The organism is Pseudomonas syringae (assembly GCF_023278085.1).
Taxonomy (GTDB): Bacteria; Pseudomonadota; Gammaproteobacteria; order Pseudomonadales; family Pseudomonadaceae; genus Aquipseudomonas; species Aquipseudomonas syringae_Q.
Map to the genome: position 1 here is coordinate 2,685,879 of NZ_CP066265.1, position 16,312 is coordinate 2,702,190.

A 16,312-nucleotide genomic window follows, 5' to 3' on the forward strand; every position below is an offset into this window, starting at 1 on the left:
CCATGACCAGTGTTGTATTGGTCAGTTCTGCGCAACTGGGCATGCGCTGGGGCATGAGTCGTCTGCCCTCGCCCGGCCAGTGGCTCGATATGCAGACCTGGAGCCCGATTGATTTCAGCGCCGTTGCCGTGATCGGCGTCTCGATCATGGCCTATGCGCTTTCCATGCTCGCCTGGCTGCTGGCGCTTCGGGACCTGCCCCTGAGCCGCGCCTATTCACTCCTCGCGGTCAGCTATCCGCTGGTTTATACGCTGGCGGCCCTTCTGCCATTTTTCCACGAGACGTTCACGGTATCGAAAACTGTGGGTGTCACGCTGATCGTGGCAGGTGTCTTGATTATCAATCTGCGGCGCATTTCCGGCCCTCAAACTAAGGATTTCTCCCATGAAAATCAGCGTTTTCGGTAGCGGATATGTAGGCCTGGTGCAAGCAACCGTGCTTGCCGAAGTGGGCCACGACGTTGTCTGCATGGACATCGATCAACACAAGATCGAGCAACTCCGTCAGGGCCAGGTGCATATTTACGAGCCGGGGCTGGCTAACCTGGTGCGTGAAAACCTGGATCATGAACGCCTGCACTTCACCACCGACGAGCAGGCTGCCGTGGAGCATGCCGAAGTCCTGTTCATTGCCGTCGGGACGCCTTCCCGAGCAGATGGCTCTGCTGATCTGAGCGGTTTTTTCGCCGTGGGCGATGCGATTGCCCGGCATCGCCGCGAACCACTGATCATCGTTGAAAAGTCCACTGTGCCGGTCGGCAGCGGCGACGCCCTGCGCGCGCACATGGATAAAGCCTTGCGCCAGGCGGGTCGGCTGCTGCAGTTCGATATCGTGTCCAACCCGGAATTCCTCAAGGAAGGCTCGGCAGTCAATGACTGCCGACGTCCGGACCGGATCGTCATAGGCTGCGAAAACGAGGCGGTGCAAAAAGTCATGCGCGAGCTGTACGCGCCGTTCAACCGCAACCATGACCGCATCATGTTCATGGACCTGCGCAGCGCCGAGCTGACCAAGTACGCCGCCAACTGCATGCTGGCCACCAAAATCAGCTTCATCAACCAGATCGCCGAACTGGCAGAACACCTCGGTGCGGACGTTGAATCTGTCCGGCTGGGCATAGGCGCCGACTCACGTATCGGCTACGACTTCATCTACCCCGGCTGCGGTTATGGCGGTTCGTGCTTTGGCAAGGACATCCGCGCACTGATCCACAGCGCGAAAGAAGCCAACTGCTCCAACGACCTGTTGTCGGTGGTCGAGGCCATCAACGAACGGCAGAAAAGCAAACTGTTCGAGCGGGTCAATGCCTTCTATCAGGGTAATCTGCGCGGCAAGACGTTCGCGCTGTGGGGCCTGGCATTCAAACCGAACACCGATGACATGCGCGACGCCCCCAGCCGCGTGCTGATGGAAGCGCTCTGGCAGGCCGGCGCGGTGGTCAAGGCATTTGACCCTGAGGCCATGCAGGAAACCCAGCGTATCTACGGGCATCGCAAGGATCTGATTCTGATGGGCACGCCGGAATCGGCACTCGATGAAGCCGATGCGTTGATCATCTGCACGGAATGGCAGCAGTTCAAAGCCCCGGATTTCGAGCTGATCCAGCAGCGCCTTAGCGCACCGGTCATCTTCGACGGTCGCAATCTGTACGACACTGAGCGGCTCGCGAGCCGCGGTTTTCACTACTTCCCCATGGGCCGTGGTGAATCCTGTGATTTACCCATTCCGCAGAAGCAGTGGATTGCTTACCCTCCGCTCGCTGGCGGCCAGCTCGCCTGAGCCTGTGCCCTGAGCGTCTGATGTTCCATTGCGGGCCGCTCAGGGCACGTGGTCGGAATCATTGTCAGTGGCTGACGAAATAGTAGGTACGCTCACCGACTTTGACCTGGTCGACGATCCGCACCGGCGGCGCAGCCGCTGACAGGTTTTCCGTAATGGCGACGTTATCGACCGAGCGATCGAGATACGCGTTCAGGTCAGCGCTCGACATCAGCGCGTCGAGCAAACTCTGGCCATAGAACACGCTGGCTCCCGCCAGCCGCTCAGTGGGCCGGAACAGCGCAACGTGACGCCCCTGAATTTGCAAGGCGTGGGTCTTGTCGGCCAACGGCAGGAACGACAATTGTTTATCAGCTCGCGGCACCACCCACACGGCTACGCTGAGGTAGCAGATCACAATCAGCAACACGCCTGCGACGGTCATTACCTGGCGATTTTGCGTGATGAATCCGGCCCAGGCAGAACGCGCAGCGCGTGCCCGCACCTTCTCGCCCAACACAAACGCATACTCTGCTGCGATCACGGCAGCGGCAGGCGCCAGCGACATCAGGTAAACCATGCGTTTGCTGGACGCCAGTGTCAGCAGCAGGAACTGAACGACCAGCCACAGGCTGAAAAACAAAAGGTATCGATGGGCACTCAGCTGTTTACGGAAATGCCAAAGGCCCAGATAGACCAGAATATTCCACGGCAAAAAGGCTTCAGGCAGTTTCGCGAGGTAATAGTAGAAAGGTTCGTAATGACCCGCCTCCTCGAACGAACCACTGAAACGACCGACGCTGTTGGTCCACAGCACGCCCTTCAGCGACTGCACTCCGCCCTGCCCGTACAGCAGATAAAGCCAGACAAACAGCGGTATCAGCGCCAGAACAGTGAACATCGCCGGACGCAGCCAGTCGGCAATGACCAAGCGTCTGTGCTGCACTGACTCACAGACCAGCCACGCGAAAATCACCACGCCTGGCATGGCCAGCCCCAGTACCCCTTTGCTCAGGGTCGACACTGCGATGCCCAGGGAAAACAGCAGCCAGGTGCCGATTGCCGGTTTGTCCCTGCGTACAGCACTGGCGTAAAAAAAGGCCAGCAGCGCAGTGCTCACCCCCAATGCCAACAGTGCGTCCTCGCCCACCTGCCGCGAGTTGCTCCAGAAGCTGGCCTGCGTGGCGAGCATGAATGCAGCCATCCACGCCACAGACGCTGGCCTACCCAACAGTCTCAGCATCCGGTACAGCAACAACACGCTGAACACCCCGGCGAATGCAGAAGCCAGCCGCACCGCCCATGGCGTGCCACCGAACATACCGATAGCCGCCGCGTCCAGCCAGACACTCAACGGCGGCTTTTCCAGAAAGGGCTGATTGTTCAGCATGGGTGTCACCCAGTTGTCACTCAGGTGCATCTCCATGGCGATGCCGGCGACTCGCGGCTCCGTTGAGTTTTGCAGTTGGTGATTACCCAGCGCGACGAAGAACAACGCAACGGCCAGCAGTAATAGGGACAGTTCACGAGAGAGGGTCAAGGCTATATACCGAGTGGGTCAAGAGTGGCTCGGTGAAGAGTATGGCGGGAAAAAGTGTAAGCGACCCATTGATGAAATATTGTTAACCGTGTGGGCCAAAATTGTCAGGCAGAAGTGATGTTGGGGCTATATGTTCGACAATTGTCGAAGTTTGTTTTTATAAATGGTTATTAAAAACGGCTCGCCACCGCGATTACCGTAAATACCGGCAGTTCAAACCCTGTTCAGCACAAAAAAAACGGGGAGCGATATACGCTCCCCATTTTTGAACTTCAGTCCCAACCTGACGCTGTCTTGATCAGATAGCAGCAACTACCTTGGCTGGCGGCTGAGTACGACGACCCAGTACACCGGCACCCGCAGCCACCAGACCCGAAATCACCAGAGTGATCAGCAGAATCCAGGCACCTTGGGAAACACGCTTGGCAGTGACTTCAGCCGCTTCGCGGGCTTTCTGTTCTGCCTGAGCTTTCAGTTCCTGATACTTGGCGTAAGCCTGACGGTAGCTGGCTTGAGCCTGATCAACGATCTGATTGGCTTCAGCGTCGGTTTTGTTGCCACGCGCTTTGATCAGGTTAACCAGCGCCTGACGGTCAGCAGCATCCCAGGCCTGATCGCCTTTGGCTTTGATGCGATCCATCAGGCCACCCAGTTGCTCATCGACTTGCTGAGGGTTTTGCGCGCTTTGCTTGGCAGTGTTCTGCGCGTCCTGCTGAGTGGCTTGCGCCTCTTGCTTGACGTTTTCAGGGTTCAGCTCAGGCTTGCCAGTCTGGCGCATTGCAGTTTCGATCTCGCCCTGGATATCGTCCAGATTGAAGTCGATGCCTTGTGCGCGCAGTTGGTCCTGAATCTTGCCACCGACCGCAGGAGCGACTTGAGCGATACCACTGCCCAGTGCCGACATGCCGCTGCCTGCCAGATTGAGGCCGCCACGAACCACACCTGTAACTGCGCTGGAAACCAGATAAACAGTGATCAGCGACACCGACGCCCATACCAGCAGGCCGTGGAAAGCACCTTCACGCTGAGCCAGACGCCCCGCAGCCCAACCGCCAACGAACAGCGAGATGACCGAGCTGACCACTACCCAGATACCTGCACCGGTGCCGATACCGGACAGTGGATTGGCTTCCTGCATGGGATCAATGCTGGCGCTGCCAATGGCAGTACCCAACAGATTCAGTAAAAGCGAAACAACCATGGCCAGTACCACACCGGCCAGAATCGCACTCCAGGAAATACGTTTAAGCAGCGGAGCCATTGCATGAGTTTCTTGGTACACAGGGGCACCTGGGGCGATACGGTCGTCGCGAATCATAATAGTAGTCCTTTGAGTCATTGGCAGTGAACGCGAAATTGTTTGGCGTACACTTCAATGACCCAAGCGACACTCAAGAAGTTTAAAACTTTTATTCACTTTTTTCAGTGTTTGAAAACGTGACAGATACGGTGGCTGTCAATGGAACGGAATGCTTCACGTATGTTCAAAATCCGCCATCTATTCGGCACGCTAACAGTGTTTCATGTATCAATGGGGAGTGTTGTCTGTTGTCTAATGATTTAACGTCAATTAATTGAACAGCCTGTTTTGCCCAAGCAACAATAGCCATTATTCGGTGGCGGCATGACAGCCTGCTCTGGATGGGAAACAGGCGGATCAACACCATAAGGCGACACTCATTCAGGCAATGCCATTCGGCCCGTCCAGCACCTGGCGAACTTTGCGGGCAAGATCGTGGGGCATACACGGTTTGGAGATCACATCGAACTCGGCCCCTCCCAGATCAGTCCGTTCGATCGAGCTTTCCGCGTAGCCGGTGGTCAACAGCACTTTGACCTTCGGGTACCGGCGTTTGACTTCGCGCGCCAGCATCACGCCATTCATACCGCCCGGCATGATCAGATCGGTAAACAGCAAGTCATACCTGTTTCCGGACTCGAACTTCTTCAGCGCCTCATGCGCATTCAGCACGATATCGGACACATAGCCATAGTCATCCAGCACCATCTTCGCCAACTCGGCGACGTCAGCGCGATCTTCAACGATAAGAATACGTTCACTGCTGCCAAGACGCCTTTCTGCTGCCTTCGGCGACTCGGTGTGGGTCAACCCCGCCTCATCGACCGGGAAATACAGACGCAGCGTCGTACCGACACCTTCTTCTGTGTAAATGCGCGCGGCACCACCTGACTGTTTGGCGAAGCCATATACCATCGACAGGCCCAGACCAGAGCCTTTACCTTCTTCTTTGGTAGTGAAAAACGGGTCCATAACCCGGTCACGAATGCTGGCAGGCATGCCGATACCGTTATCGGTCACGGCAATGCTGACATAGCGTCCCGGCAACAGACCGTCATAAGAGACGTTGATCAGTTCGTCGACCACCAGGTTGCGCGTCTCGATGCACACCTTCGGGCTGGCTCTGCCAATCAGCGCATCACGGGCATTGATAAAAATATTCAGCAGGGCAACTTCTGCCTGAGTCGGGTCTATGCGGCAGTTCTTGAGTGCAGGCTCAAGATCGGTTTCGATAGTCACTTCCGGCCCGAATGTTCGCTGCAGCAGCGATTCAGTCGTGGAAACCAGTCCGTTGAGGTTCAACACCCTGCCCTGAAGCTTCTGTTTGCGTGCGAAAGCCAGTAATTGCTTGGTGAGGGTGCTGGCGCGTTCTACCGCCGATTTGGCGTGCTGAACGCTGCGCTGGACCCGTTGCACATCAATACCAGGTTTCTCCACAGCGCTGCCGATCAGATCGATGTAGCCGCCCATGACCTGCAGGAGGTTATTGAAATCGTGGGCGATGCCGCCGGTCAGTTGCCCCAGGGCTTCCATTTTCTGAGCCTGGCGCAACGCTTCTTCAGCGTCCTTACGGCGACTGATGTCGAGCTGCGACGCGAAAAAATAGATCAGATCACCCGCATCGTTATAGACCGGTGAGATAAACAGTGCATTCCAGAAAGACGAACCATCCTTGCGGTAGTTAAGGATCTCTGTGGAGATGTCGGTACGCTCCCGAATGGCATCGCGCAGGGATTGCACCACTGACTGATCGGTTTCCGGCCCTTGGAGAAACCGGCAGTTCGTACCAATGATCTCATCCGCCGCATAGCCGGTCATTTCCAGAAAAGCCCGGTTGGAAAAAATGATGGGATTATCCGGACGATTGGGGTCGGTCACGATCATCGGCATGCGTGTCGTCTCTACCGCCGCAAAAAAGATGTCCCGCCCCTGATGCTGAATATCTCCCGTCGCAGCATTATCGACACGGGCTTTATCTTCCGACACGCCTGGAACTCCACGACTGGTAGATGAATTAGAGCAGACACTCTTGAAAGTAGGACTGGTACCCCTCAAAAGGGTTCTGTGTCACCTGACAAAAACCCAATATATATTCGTATGACGGGCTATGTCGCTCAGAACAAGCCATTTGCGGGGAGAACGGCTATCCATTTGGAAGGATTAACACGCACAGTGCGGAGTCAGGCAGCCCCTGCACCCTTTCAATTGCGTAGGCTCAGACCGGCAGGCGGCGCTGAACGTCAGAAGTTCGCAGGCGTGTTGGAACTGATGATCTCGGCCTCGTCCTGGCCGATATTGCGGAAGCGATGCGGCAACGTGGTTGGAAAGTAGTAGCCGTCTCCGGGGCCCAGAATGTTGACCTGACCGTTGATGGTCAGCTCCACGGTGCCCCGGATTACCAGCCCGCACTCCTCGCCCTCACTGTGGACGATAGGCTCCTCACCCGAATCGGCACCCGGCGCATACTGCTCGCGCAGAAAACGCATCTGCCGGCTGGGCAGGGTTGCCCCGACCAGCAGCAGGCGTACCCCGTTACGGCCCAGATCAGGTTGATCGCCCCCGCGAAAGACATATTGATCCTGGCCTGGCGGTTGATCGAAGGTGAAAAAATCCGCTAGCGTCATGGGGATGCCCTCAAGCAGTTTCTTGAGGGAACTGATCGAAGGGCTCACACGATTCTGTTCAATCAGAGAGATCGTGGCATTGGTCACACCACTGCGTCTGGCGAGTTCGCGTTGCGACAGCTTGTAGCTTTCACGCACCAGTTTCAGTCGTGCTCCCGTATCCATAGTGGCCTTATAAGAAGAATATCCGTTGAAAGAGGCAGACTCCCGGGGCAATGGTTGGACCATCAGTCGGGAGCCTCAAGGCGGATATTAAATCACGTTTGTCAGCGCAGCTCAGCAGCTGATCGTGTCACACGCCCTGACGCCGCCGGGCGTAAGCCAGACAGGCTTCGCGAAACGCCTTGAACAGGCTCAGCGATACTGGATTGTCGAGAAACTCCCACTCTGGATGCCACTGCACGCCCAGTACAAACCCTGGCGCACCCGGCAGCGAAACCGCCTCCACCAGACCATCCGGCGCCAGCGCTTCGGCGCGAAGATCGGCTGCCAGCCGGTCGATGCCCTGACTGTGCAGGCTGTTGACCTCGAAGCCTGGCGCCAGACCCAGCGCATCCAGCAAACCGCCCGGTCGCACGGACACTGCATGCTGCGGCGCATATTGCACGGGCAGCGAATCACTTTGCGGCTCGCGATGGTCCAGGTATCCCGGCAGGTCCTGCACCCGCTGATGAAGACTGCCGCCCAATGCCACGTTCAGCTCCTGAAAGCCACGGCAGATGCACAACACCGGTACACCCTGTGCGATGGCTGCCCTGAGCAGCGGCAGCGTAGTGCGATCCCGAAACACGTCATGCGCCGTGCCTTCCACGCTTGGCGGGCCGTTGTAATGACGCGGCTCGACATTGGATGGCGAGCCGGTGAACAGCAGCCCGTCGAGCGACGCCAACAGCTGCTCGGGTGCGGTCGGCACATCAAGCGCCGGGAGAATGACCGGTACGCCTGCAAAGGCTGCGGCTTCGACGTATTTATCGCCTGCGGTGTGAGAAGAATACTTGCCCAACTGCTGGCGGCAGGCGGTTACACCGATCAAAGGGGGGTACGACATGCTGGAGTCCTGTCTGAAGGTCTGATGACTGGCGTGCAGGCACGTTGTTAACCAGTCTGAATGAAACCAGTCTAGGATAGTCGTGAACGCAATCTACATAGGCAATCCGGCAAAGGAACTGTGCAGCAATGCAATATGAAATCACTCACGCGGACCTTGCACTGGTACTGGCTCTGGTGCGTGGTCGTACGCTGGCGCGGGCCGCCGAACTGCTGCATGTCGACATCTCCACGGTATTCCGCTCGATACGTCGCCTCGAAGCGGCATTGGGCACGGCGCTGTTCGAAAAGAACCGACGCGGTTACATTGCCACCGACACCGCTCAGGCCATGGCTGAGCAGGCTGAACACGCAGAACTGGCGCTCGCCGCTGCGCGCGTTGCCCTGCGGCAAGGTGAGCAGGTCGTCAGCGGAACGGTGCGGCTGACCTGTACCGACGCCGTGCTGCATAGCCTGCTGTTGCCGGCGCTGGCCCGCTTCATGTCGCAGTACCCGGCCATCACCCTTGAACTGGCCACCTCCAACGCCTTCGCCAACCTCAGCCGCCGTGATGCCGACATCGCCTTGCGCCTGACCAATACCCCGCCCGAACACCTGATCGGCCGCTGCCTGGGCAGTGCCGACTATGTGATCTGTGGTCGCCCCGAATTTCGCGAAGCACTGGAGCACAATCCCGCCTCTGTGCCATGGATCAGCCCTGACGACTCGATGCCGGATCACACCTCGGTGATATGGCGCAAACAGGCGTTCCCCGGTGTCGTGCCGCGCTACCGTTGCAGCAGCATGTCCGCCGTTTCGCAACTGGTCGCCGCCGGGCTCGGCGTGGCAGCCGTGACCGACTTCACGGTTCGGGGCCTTGAAGGGGTGACCTGCTTGAGCGAACCGCTGATCGGCTGCCGCACCGATCTATGGCTGTTGACGCGTCCGGATTGCCGCGCACTGCGTTCCGTACAGACCTTGCTTGAAGCGCTGGCGCCGCTGTTGCGCGAGGCCCTTCTGCCAGCCGGAACCGTTAACAGCAATCCGTGATCCATGGATCCATTAAATAATAGTTAACCTAATTAATCATTGGCTTTACTCCTCTGCTATGGCATTAATAAACGCAAGATCATTGCAAGCACACCACCAATGGATCCATAAGACCAATAATCGAACCGTGGAGAAGCCTCATGCATCCGAAAAATGCCTGGTACGTCGCCTGTACAGCAGATGAAATCACCGATAAGCCTCTGGGACGCCAGATCTGCAACGAAAAAATGGTGTTCTATCGCGACCAGAATCGGCAGATCGCCGCCGTCGAGGATTTCTGCCCACACCGCGGCGCTCCGCTTTCGCTGGGTTACGTCGAAAACGGGCAACTGGTGTGTGGCTACCACGGCCTGACAATGGGCGGTGACGGCAAGACCGTTTCAATGCCTGGCCAGCGCGTGCGAGGCTTTCCCTGCAACAAGACCTTCGCCGCTGTCGAGCGCTACGGGTTTATCTGGGTCTGGCCAGGCGATCGGGAAAAGGCAGATCCCGCGCTCATCCACCATCTGGAATGGGCGGTCAGCGACGACTGGGCATATGGCGGCGGGTTGTTTCACATTCAGTGCGACTACCGCCTGATGATCGACAACCTGATGGACCTCACTCACGAAACCTATGTGCATGCGTCAAGCATTGGCCAGAAGGAAATCGACGAAGCGGCGCCCGTTACCACGGTTGAAGGCGAAGAAGTGGCGACCTCACGGCACATGGAAAACATCATGCCGCCACCGTTCTGGAAAATGGCGCTGCGCGGCAACAATCTGGCCGATGATGTGCCGGTTGATCGCTGGCAGATCTGCCGCTTCACCCCCCCCAGCCACGTCATGATCGAAGTGGGAGTGGCCCACGCGGGCAACGGTGGCTATCACGCGCCGAACGAGGTCAAGGCATCGAGCATCGTCGTTGATTTCATCACCCCGGAAACAGACACCTCGATCTGGTACTTCTGGGGCATGGCACGCAACTTCAATCCGGCCGATGAAGCGCTGACCACGACCATTCGCGAAGGCCAGCACAAGATCTTCAGCGAAGACCTGGAGATGCTCGAACGCCAGCAACAGAATCTGCTCCAGCACCCGCAGCGCAACCTGCTCAAGCTCAACATCGACGCGGGTGGCGTGCAGTCGCGCAAGATTCTGCAACGCCTGATCGATGCCGAGCAGGAGGATGCCACGGGTGAGCAGATTCCGGTGATGGCGACTAAATAACGGTCACGCCTGGCACTGCACCGAAATGCCTGGAAAACAAGCAGAAGTGACCCTTGCCGAGGTCACCCGAGGAACCATCATGATTGACGTGACTGTGTCATCGCGCAACGACGAAGCGCTGGATATCTGCAGCTACGAGCTGGTGCAGTCCAGCGGTGAACCACTGCCGCCCTTCACCGCCGGCGCCCATATCGACGTACACCTGCCTGACGGGCTGATCCGCCAATACTCGCTGTGCAACCCGCCCCACGAGCGCCACCGCTATCTGATCGGCGTCCTCAACGACCCGGCTTCACGTGGAGGGTCCAGGCGCCTGCACCAGCAGATCCACCCGGGTGCGCAGTTGCGCATCAGCGAACCGCGCAACCTGTTCCCGCTCGCTCAGAGCGCACGTCGCAGCTTGCTGTTCGCAGGTGGTATCGGCATCACGCCCATCCTGTGCATGGCTGAACAGCTCGCACAGGATCACGCCGATTTCGAGCTGCATTACTGCGTCCGCTCTGCCGAACGAGGGGCGTTCATTCAACGTCTGCAGCAATCAGCCTTCGCCGACCGGGTAACGCTGCACCTGGATGAGCAGCCGGAAACCGCGCTGAATGCCCTGCACGTGCTCGCCGCCCCCGCACCGGACACCCATCTGTATGTCTGCGGGCCGGGCGGCTTCATGCAGCACATCCTCGACACCGCGCGCACTGCAGGCTGGTCTGAAGACCATCTGCATCGCGAATATTTTGCCGCAGAGCCAATCGACACCCGCGCTGACGGTAGCTTTTCCATCGAAATAGCCAGCACCGGACAGGTGATCGCCATCCCGGCCAACAAGACCGTCGCTCAGGTGCTGGAAAGCCAGGGTATCGATATCCCGCTGTCGTGCGAGCAAGGTGTCTGCGGGACATGCCTGACACGCGTCTTGAAAGGCGTTCCTGATCACCGCGACCTGTTTCTGACTGAAGAAGAACAGGCGCTCAACGATCAGTTCACGCCCTGCTGCTCGCGCTCGAAGACGCCCTTGCTGGTGCTCGACATCTGATCAGTCTGCGCGCTGGATGACCTTGATGCGCTCATGCAGGCCGGTACCGAAAATCTCGGCGTAGCGCAGCGTGGCGTTGGCATGCTCACGCATGATCGCTTCGGCACGCGCGCCTTCGCCATTGATCAGGGCATCGACCACCGCATGATGCTGCATGTGCGCGAAATTGAACCGACGGTACTCACGAATCAGATTGTTACGGTCCACCGCCAGCGCGGTGACCGAAGCAAAGGGCAGATGATCATTACGGGCCAGTGCATCGGCGATTGCCCGGTTGCCGCTGCCGTCGACGATGATCCGGTGCAAGCGCATGTTCATGTCGTGATAGAGCTCAAGGTCGTCTTCAGTGACATGGCCCTTGTCGAACAACTCATCGCCTTGCACCAAGCACTTTTCAAGCTCGGCCCTCGCCTGCGGCGTCACCCCGCGCTCGGCCATCTGCCGCGCTGCCAGGCCTTCCAGCACGCCGCGAACGTCCACTGCCCCGGCGATTTCCTGCGCACTGATCGAGCGCACCTGAAAGCCACGGCCGCCAGACGGCACCAGCAGCCCTTCCTGTTCAAGCGTGCGAAACGCGATGCGCACCGGCATGCGCGAGACGCCAAACAGCTCGGCAGTCGGCACTTCCATCAATCGTTCCCCAGCCGCCAGCTCGCCAGATGCAATCATCTTGCGCAGCGCGACCAGAACGGTTTGTCCGGGCTTGGTCATGAAAGGGATTCCCAGAGCATCGAAGGACGCATCTTAACCCACGCGCACGCGGGTAACGGCGACAAGCGTGCCAAATCAGATCCGGCAGGAGGCGGCGCCACCGAATGTGCGCTCGCCATCTGGCGTGTCGAGCCAGGTCAGGGTCTCTTCAAAACTGATCGGCGGGCTGTAAAAGAAGCCCTGCACCATGGTGCACCCCAGAGAAGTCAATGCGTTCAGCTCGTCCTGCGTTTCGACGCCTTCGATCACGCAGCCCAAAGACATGTCCAGACTCAGCGCGACCAGCGATTTGACAATCTTGTAGCTGGCCGGGTTGTTGTGCACGCCTGTCACGAAACTGCGGTCGATCTTGAGCTTGGTCAGGGCCAGCGCGTGCAACTGGCTGAGGCTCGAATAGCCGGTGCCGAAATCATCCAGCGAAATACCGCAACCAAGTTGACGGAACTGGGTAATCGCCTGCTGTACCTGAGCGATGTCCTGCATGATGGCCGTTTCAGTAATCTCCAGATCCAGCCGCGAGGCATCAAAACCGCTGGTTTCGATGATCCCGACGATCTGATTGACGCTTTCGCAGGTCGCGCAGTCATGCGCCGACAGATTGAACGACAACCTGATCGGCGCTGGCCAGAACAGTGCTTTTTGCAACGCATGAGTCAGCAAAGGCGCAGTGAGTTTGTTGATCATGCCAATACGTTCGGCGATCGGAATGAACTGCGCAGGCGATACCGGCCCCAGTTCCGGGCTGTTCCAGCGCGCCAGGGCTTCGAAGGCTACCGTTTCACGGGAGCAGCTTTCGATAATCGGCTGAAACAGCACATGGAACTCACTGTCGAGATTGGCCCGTCGCAGTGCCTGCTCAGTGATACCGTCAGCATGCAGCTGTTCACGGTGAGCAACAGAGAACAGACAGGCTGTTCCGGGATTGTGGTTCTTGCCCTGATACAGCGCGTAGTCAGCGTATTCGAACAGTTGCGTCGCATTATCGGCAGTGCCGGGAAAGGTTGCCATCCCGAGCGTCGCGCCAATCTGGATCGGCATATCCGACAGTTCAAAACTTTCATGCATGAGATCGCACAGACGCTTGCCGAATGCCACCAGCGCTTCATTGCTGACATCGCCTTTGATGACCAGTGCAAACTCGTCACCGCCCAGACGCGATACATGCACCGTATCGCTCGACGCCGTCATCAGGCGCTCAGCCACCAGTATCAATAACCGGTCGCCAGTGCGATGCCCGTAAAGGTCATTGACCGGCTTGAATCCGTCCAGATCCAGAACGCCCACCGCCAGCCCTGTCTGCTGATGCATGGCTTGCTGCATCGCCGTATCCAGTGTCTGAAAAAACTGCCGGCGGTTAGGCAGGCCGGTCAGGCTGTCCTGGTTAGCCAGTCGCAGGTTCTCGTTGCCCAGCTGTTCGGTCTTGACCTGAACGTTCACCAGACTGGTGAAATCGCGGTACTGATACTGAAGAATGATCAACATGCTGATCGACACCAGCACGATGTTTACGGCAGTGGCGATAAACGTCAGGTTATGGGTAGAAGCAAAAAAGATCACGAACGCCGTATTGACGACCAGTGCTGTGGTCAACGCAGCAGGCCGCAGGTGCATCATGCAGAAGATACATACGATAACGGTGATACCCATGAAAAATGCGACATGCGCCTGCGCGTAAGCATCTCCATAGGGGTAAAGCGACAGTGACCAGGCTGCAAAACCGGCGGCGATAACGCCAGCCAGGCCATTGGTGCCGCGCAATGTCTTGAGGATGACCTGCGGCGACGGCGTTGGTTTGTTGACCGTCAGCAACCATTTGCGCGCACGAATGCCGCAAATAACCGTCAGCAGAGCGGGAGCCAACAGGGTCAGCCACTTGGGTGCGATCAATAAATGGGTGTAAGCCAACGCCCAGGTATTGACCAACAGCACGAAGTACATCAACGGCAGTTGACGGGACAACGCAACATACTGGGCCTGCAAAAGCCTGGGATTATCGTGGTGTACAGACATCAGGATGCGCAAGGCACCCAATCGTTTTCTCGGCATCGCAAGGCTTCTCGTTACCACATTCAAAGCGCGCAAGTGGAATGCCGCTCATCATGCTCTCGGCAGGTGTGGCTTATTCTTTACAGCGAAAAGCAGCCGTGCATCGTTTTGATGAGATGAACAAGGCGCGCGGACACCTTTCGTTCCGCGTGCTGCAGTATGAAAATGGCTTGCAGGCTCAAGCAGACAACCTAGTTAGCCGCGACCTGGTCACGATCTGCCTGCACCACCAATGCTTTGAGCGAGGCATCGAACTGTTTCAGGGCGTTCACCTGAAACTCGCGCTGCTGGTCGATCTGCGCGGCGATTTCCGGGGCAGCCTTGCCCTGCACCCAGACAGAGGTCATTTCCCGCACCACTTCACCTTCCGCCTTGCCAATGTAGTGCAGGTTGTTGTCGTAGAAACGAGCCATGAAGCGCGCTTCAACCTGACTGTTGCGTTTGCTCACCAGACGGTTGTAAGTGTCGAGCATCACAATGACGTCAGGACGCGCCTGCATCAACGCATCCAGATTGTCGTAGACGGTTACGGTGGCGAACTGCTTCTGCAATGAGCCAATCAGCCAGTCGGTGGCCAGTTTCGGGTCAGAGCTGTTGATGAACGCGTTACGAATGCGCGAATCGAGTGCGCCGTTCTGGCCGCTTTTGAGCGCGACCGAGTGGTAGTTGTTCAGGTATTGCAGGTTGCTGACAGTGCTCTCGCTGTACAGCACGCCCACTGACTGACTGTGCTGAAGACTGGCAGCGCTGTCGACCACCGGCGTGAGGTGGCAAGACTGTCCGGCGGAGACAAATGCAGGAGAAACTGCAGCATTGACTGGCGCACTGACCGCAAAACCAGTGGCTAGCACGGCAGCAAGCGTCAACAGATTGAACATTCTCATCACATCGTCTCCCTTTGGAGCAAGTGGCTATGACGCCATCCTCCTCCTTTGCCGGAAAAACAAAACTTGCCTTGCTTGATGATGACTATCGACTTAACCAATGATAGTTGACGCCCGTAAGGTGCAAGGCTTTTCGCGTCACCTTTCATCCGCCCTGACCGCTGCGCGGATCGCTTCAAGCAGCATCCTGCAGGCCGGGTTGTCATTGTCCGAGCGCCAGGCCAGATGCAACTCGCTCTGCACGCCTTCGCCCAGATCGATGTCCTGGAACACTACATCCTTGAACACCACATTGGTCGCGCAACGCGGAACCAGAGCCAGCCCCATCCCGGCGTTGACCAGCGCCAGAATAGTCAGTGACGATCCCAGCCATTGGACATACTCCGGTGCCACTCGTGCGGAACGAAACATACCGGTCAGCAGTTCGTTGAACGGTGGGTAGGCCGAATGCGAATACATCAAAAACGGCGCGCCATCGAGGTCTTCAACCCTGACCGACTGTGCACGGGCCAACGGATGATTCCCCGGCACCGCCAGCACAAACGGCTCGCGCACCAGGCACTCGCTCTCGTAACCCGGTTGAAACAGCGGCGCACGCACAATACCCAGATCAATGCGTCGGGCCCTGAGCGCTTCATGCTGCTGATAGGTATTCATTTCAGTCAGGGAAATCTTCACCTGCGGCTGTTTGAGCCGCGCTTCGGCGATCACCCTGGGCAGAAATTCATACACCGCACTGCCGACAAAGCTGATCGTCACCGAACCGATATCGCCCTCTGCAAAGCGCCGCGCCGACATCGCCGCTTGCTGCGCGCGCTCCAGCAAGGTCTGCGCCTCAATGAAAAAGGCCCGGCCTGCGGCAGTCAAGGCGACACTCCGGGTACTGCGGGTGAACAGCTCAACGCCCAGATTGTGTTCCAGTAACTGAATCTGTCGGCTAAGGGGTGGCTGAGTCATATTGAGGCGTTCGGCGGCGCGCCGAAAATTAAGCTCGGTGGCCACCGTCGTGAAGCAGCGCAGCTGGGAAAGCTCAAACATTGATTCATTCCGGGTATCAATCAAGTCAGTAACTAGATTAGACGGGAATAATCAGTGAGTCCATGATCGGCTCATCCCCAAAAAAACAATGAATGGG

General features: G+C 57.7%; 14 protein-coding genes. 5 read left to right on the forward strand and 9 right to left on the reverse strand.

Annotation, left to right across the window (positions count from 1 at the left end; translation table 11 throughout):
* Window positions 1-2: 2 nt before the first annotated feature.
* Together arnF and I9H07_RS11870 are read left to right on the forward strand one after the other, a co-directional pair.
* Window positions 3-407: a 4-amino-4-deoxy-L-arabinose-phosphoundecaprenol flippase subunit ArnF gene (gene arnF / locus I9H07_RS11865; protein ID WP_236425223.1), complete on the forward strand. Its 405-nt coding sequence runs from the start codon at window positions 3-5 to the stop codon at window positions 405-407.
* Window positions 385-1,779 (forward strand): UDP-glucose dehydrogenase family protein, encoded by a 1,395-nt coding sequence (locus I9H07_RS11870; protein ID WP_236425216.1) that lies wholly within the window; start codon window positions 385-387, stop codon window positions 1,777-1,779. The genes arnF and I9H07_RS11870 overlap by 23 nt, the downstream gene beginning before the upstream one ends.
* A 64-nt stretch (window positions 1,780-1,843) precedes the next feature.
* On the opposite strand, the gene I9H07_RS11875 is transcribed toward I9H07_RS11870, so the two are convergent.
* From I9H07_RS11875 to I9H07_RS11895, 5 genes are all read right to left on the reverse strand, one after another.
* On the reverse strand, window positions 1,844-3,298 hold the full coding sequence (locus I9H07_RS11875) for an ArnT family glycosyltransferase (RefSeq protein WP_236425215.1): 1,455 nt from the start codon (window positions 3,296-3,298) through the stop codon (window positions 1,844-1,846).
* Between the two features lie 298 nt (window positions 3,299-3,596).
* Window positions 3,597-4,616, reverse strand: a complete 1,020-nt coding sequence (locus I9H07_RS11880) for a hypothetical protein (protein WP_236425214.1) — start codon at window positions 4,614-4,616, stop codon at window positions 3,597-3,599.
* Window positions 4,617-4,979: 363 nt separating this feature from the next.
* Window positions 4,980-6,584 (reverse strand): hybrid sensor histidine kinase/response regulator, encoded by a 1,605-nt coding sequence (locus I9H07_RS11885; protein WP_024674420.1) that lies wholly within the window; start codon window positions 6,582-6,584, stop codon window positions 4,980-4,982.
* 254 nt (window positions 6,585-6,838) lie between these two features.
* On the reverse strand, window positions 6,839-7,387 hold the full coding sequence (locus I9H07_RS11890) for a cupin domain-containing protein (RefSeq protein WP_024674419.1): 549 nt from the start codon (window positions 7,385-7,387) through the stop codon (window positions 6,839-6,841).
* 127 nt (window positions 7,388-7,514) lie between these two features.
* Window positions 7,515-8,270, reverse strand: a complete 756-nt coding sequence (locus I9H07_RS11895; RefSeq protein WP_024674418.1) for a gamma-glutamyl-gamma-aminobutyrate hydrolase family protein — start codon at window positions 8,268-8,270, stop codon at window positions 7,515-7,517.
* Window positions 8,271-8,398: 128 nt separating this feature from the next.
* Here I9H07_RS11895 and I9H07_RS11900 point away from each other — a divergent pair, with 128 nt between their 5' ends.
* The 3 genes from I9H07_RS11900 (at window position 8,399) to I9H07_RS11910 (ending at window position 11,536) form a co-directional block, all read left to right on the forward strand.
* Entirely contained in the window at window positions 8,399-9,298 is a 900-nt protein-coding gene (locus tag I9H07_RS11900) for a LysR family transcriptional regulator (protein ID WP_236425213.1), read from the forward strand.
* 140 nt (window positions 9,299-9,438) lie between these two features.
* The gene (locus I9H07_RS11905) at window positions 9,439-10,506 is read left to right on the forward strand and encodes an aromatic ring-hydroxylating oxygenase subunit alpha (protein WP_236425212.1); all 1,068 of its coding nucleotides are present in this window, start codon (window positions 9,439-9,441) and stop codon (window positions 10,504-10,506) included.
* A gap of 79 nt (window positions 10,507-10,585) precedes the next feature.
* Window positions 10,586-11,536, forward strand: a complete 951-nt coding sequence (locus tag I9H07_RS11910; RefSeq protein WP_236425211.1) for a PDR/VanB family oxidoreductase — start codon at window positions 10,586-10,588, stop codon at window positions 11,534-11,536.
* Here the strand turns inward: I9H07_RS11910 and I9H07_RS11915 are convergent, their stop codons facing one another.
* The 4 genes from I9H07_RS11915 to I9H07_RS11930 all read right to left on the reverse strand — a co-directional run bounded on the left by I9H07_RS11915 (window position 11,537) and on the right by I9H07_RS11930 (window position 16,215).
* Window positions 11,537-12,247, reverse strand: a complete 711-nt coding sequence (locus I9H07_RS11915) for a GntR family transcriptional regulator (RefSeq protein ID WP_024674414.1) — start codon at window positions 12,245-12,247, stop codon at window positions 11,537-11,539.
* A 75-nt stretch (window positions 12,248-12,322) separates the two neighbouring features.
* Complete coding sequence (locus tag I9H07_RS11920) at window positions 12,323-14,293, reverse strand: putative bifunctional diguanylate cyclase/phosphodiesterase (protein ID WP_236425210.1); 1,971 nt, start codon at window positions 14,291-14,293, stop codon at window positions 12,323-12,325.
* Window positions 14,294-14,484: 191 nt separating this feature from the next.
* A complete protein-coding gene (locus I9H07_RS11925; protein ID WP_236425209.1) occupies window positions 14,485-15,177 on the reverse strand; it encodes an ATPase in 693 nt (230 codons plus the stop codon).
* 138 nt (window positions 15,178-15,315) lie between these two features.
* A complete protein-coding gene (locus tag I9H07_RS11930) occupies window positions 15,316-16,215 on the reverse strand; it encodes a LysR substrate-binding domain-containing protein (protein WP_236425208.1) in 900 nt (299 codons plus the stop codon).
* Window positions 16,216-16,312: the final 97 nt, after the last annotated feature.

Coding starts and splice junctions, on each gene's coding strand:
- I9H07_RS11905 (WP_236425212.1), top strand. CDS start 9,439: ATGCATCCGAAAAATGCCTGGTACGTCGCCTGTACAGCAGATGAAATC.
- I9H07_RS11930 (WP_236425208.1), bottom strand. CDS start 16,215: ATGTTTGAGCTTTCCCAGCTGCGCTGCTTCACGACGGTGGCCACCGAG.
- I9H07_RS11870 (WP_236425216.1), top strand. CDS start 385: ATGAAAATCAGCGTTTTCGGTAGCGGATATGTAGGCCTGGTGCAAGCA.
- I9H07_RS11925 (WP_236425209.1), bottom strand. CDS start 15,177: ATGAGAATGTTCAATCTGTTGACGCTTGCTGCCGTGCTAGCCACTGGT.
- I9H07_RS11880 (WP_236425214.1), bottom strand. CDS start 4,616: ATGATTCGCGACGACCGTATCGCCCCAGGTGCCCCTGTGTACCAAGAA.
- arnF (WP_236425223.1), top strand. CDS start 3: ATGACCAGTGTTGTATTGGTCAGTTCTGCGCAACTGGGCATGCGCTGG.
- I9H07_RS11920 (WP_236425210.1), bottom strand. CDS start 14,293: ATGCCGAGAAAACGATTGGGTGCCTTGCGCATCCTGATGTCTGTACAC.
- I9H07_RS11910 (WP_236425211.1), top strand. CDS start 10,586: ATGATTGACGTGACTGTGTCATCGCGCAACGACGAAGCGCTGGATATC.
- I9H07_RS11915 (WP_024674414.1), bottom strand. CDS start 12,247: ATGACCAAGCCCGGACAAACCGTTCTGGTCGCGCTGCGCAAGATGATT.
- I9H07_RS11890 (WP_024674419.1), bottom strand. CDS start 7,387: ATGGATACGGGAGCACGACTGAAACTGGTGCGTGAAAGCTACAAGCTG.
- I9H07_RS11900 (WP_236425213.1), top strand. CDS start 8,399: ATGCAATATGAAATCACTCACGCGGACCTTGCACTGGTACTGGCTCTG.
- I9H07_RS11895 (WP_024674418.1), bottom strand. CDS start 8,270: ATGTCGTACCCCCCTTTGATCGGTGTAACCGCCTGCCGCCAGCAGTTG.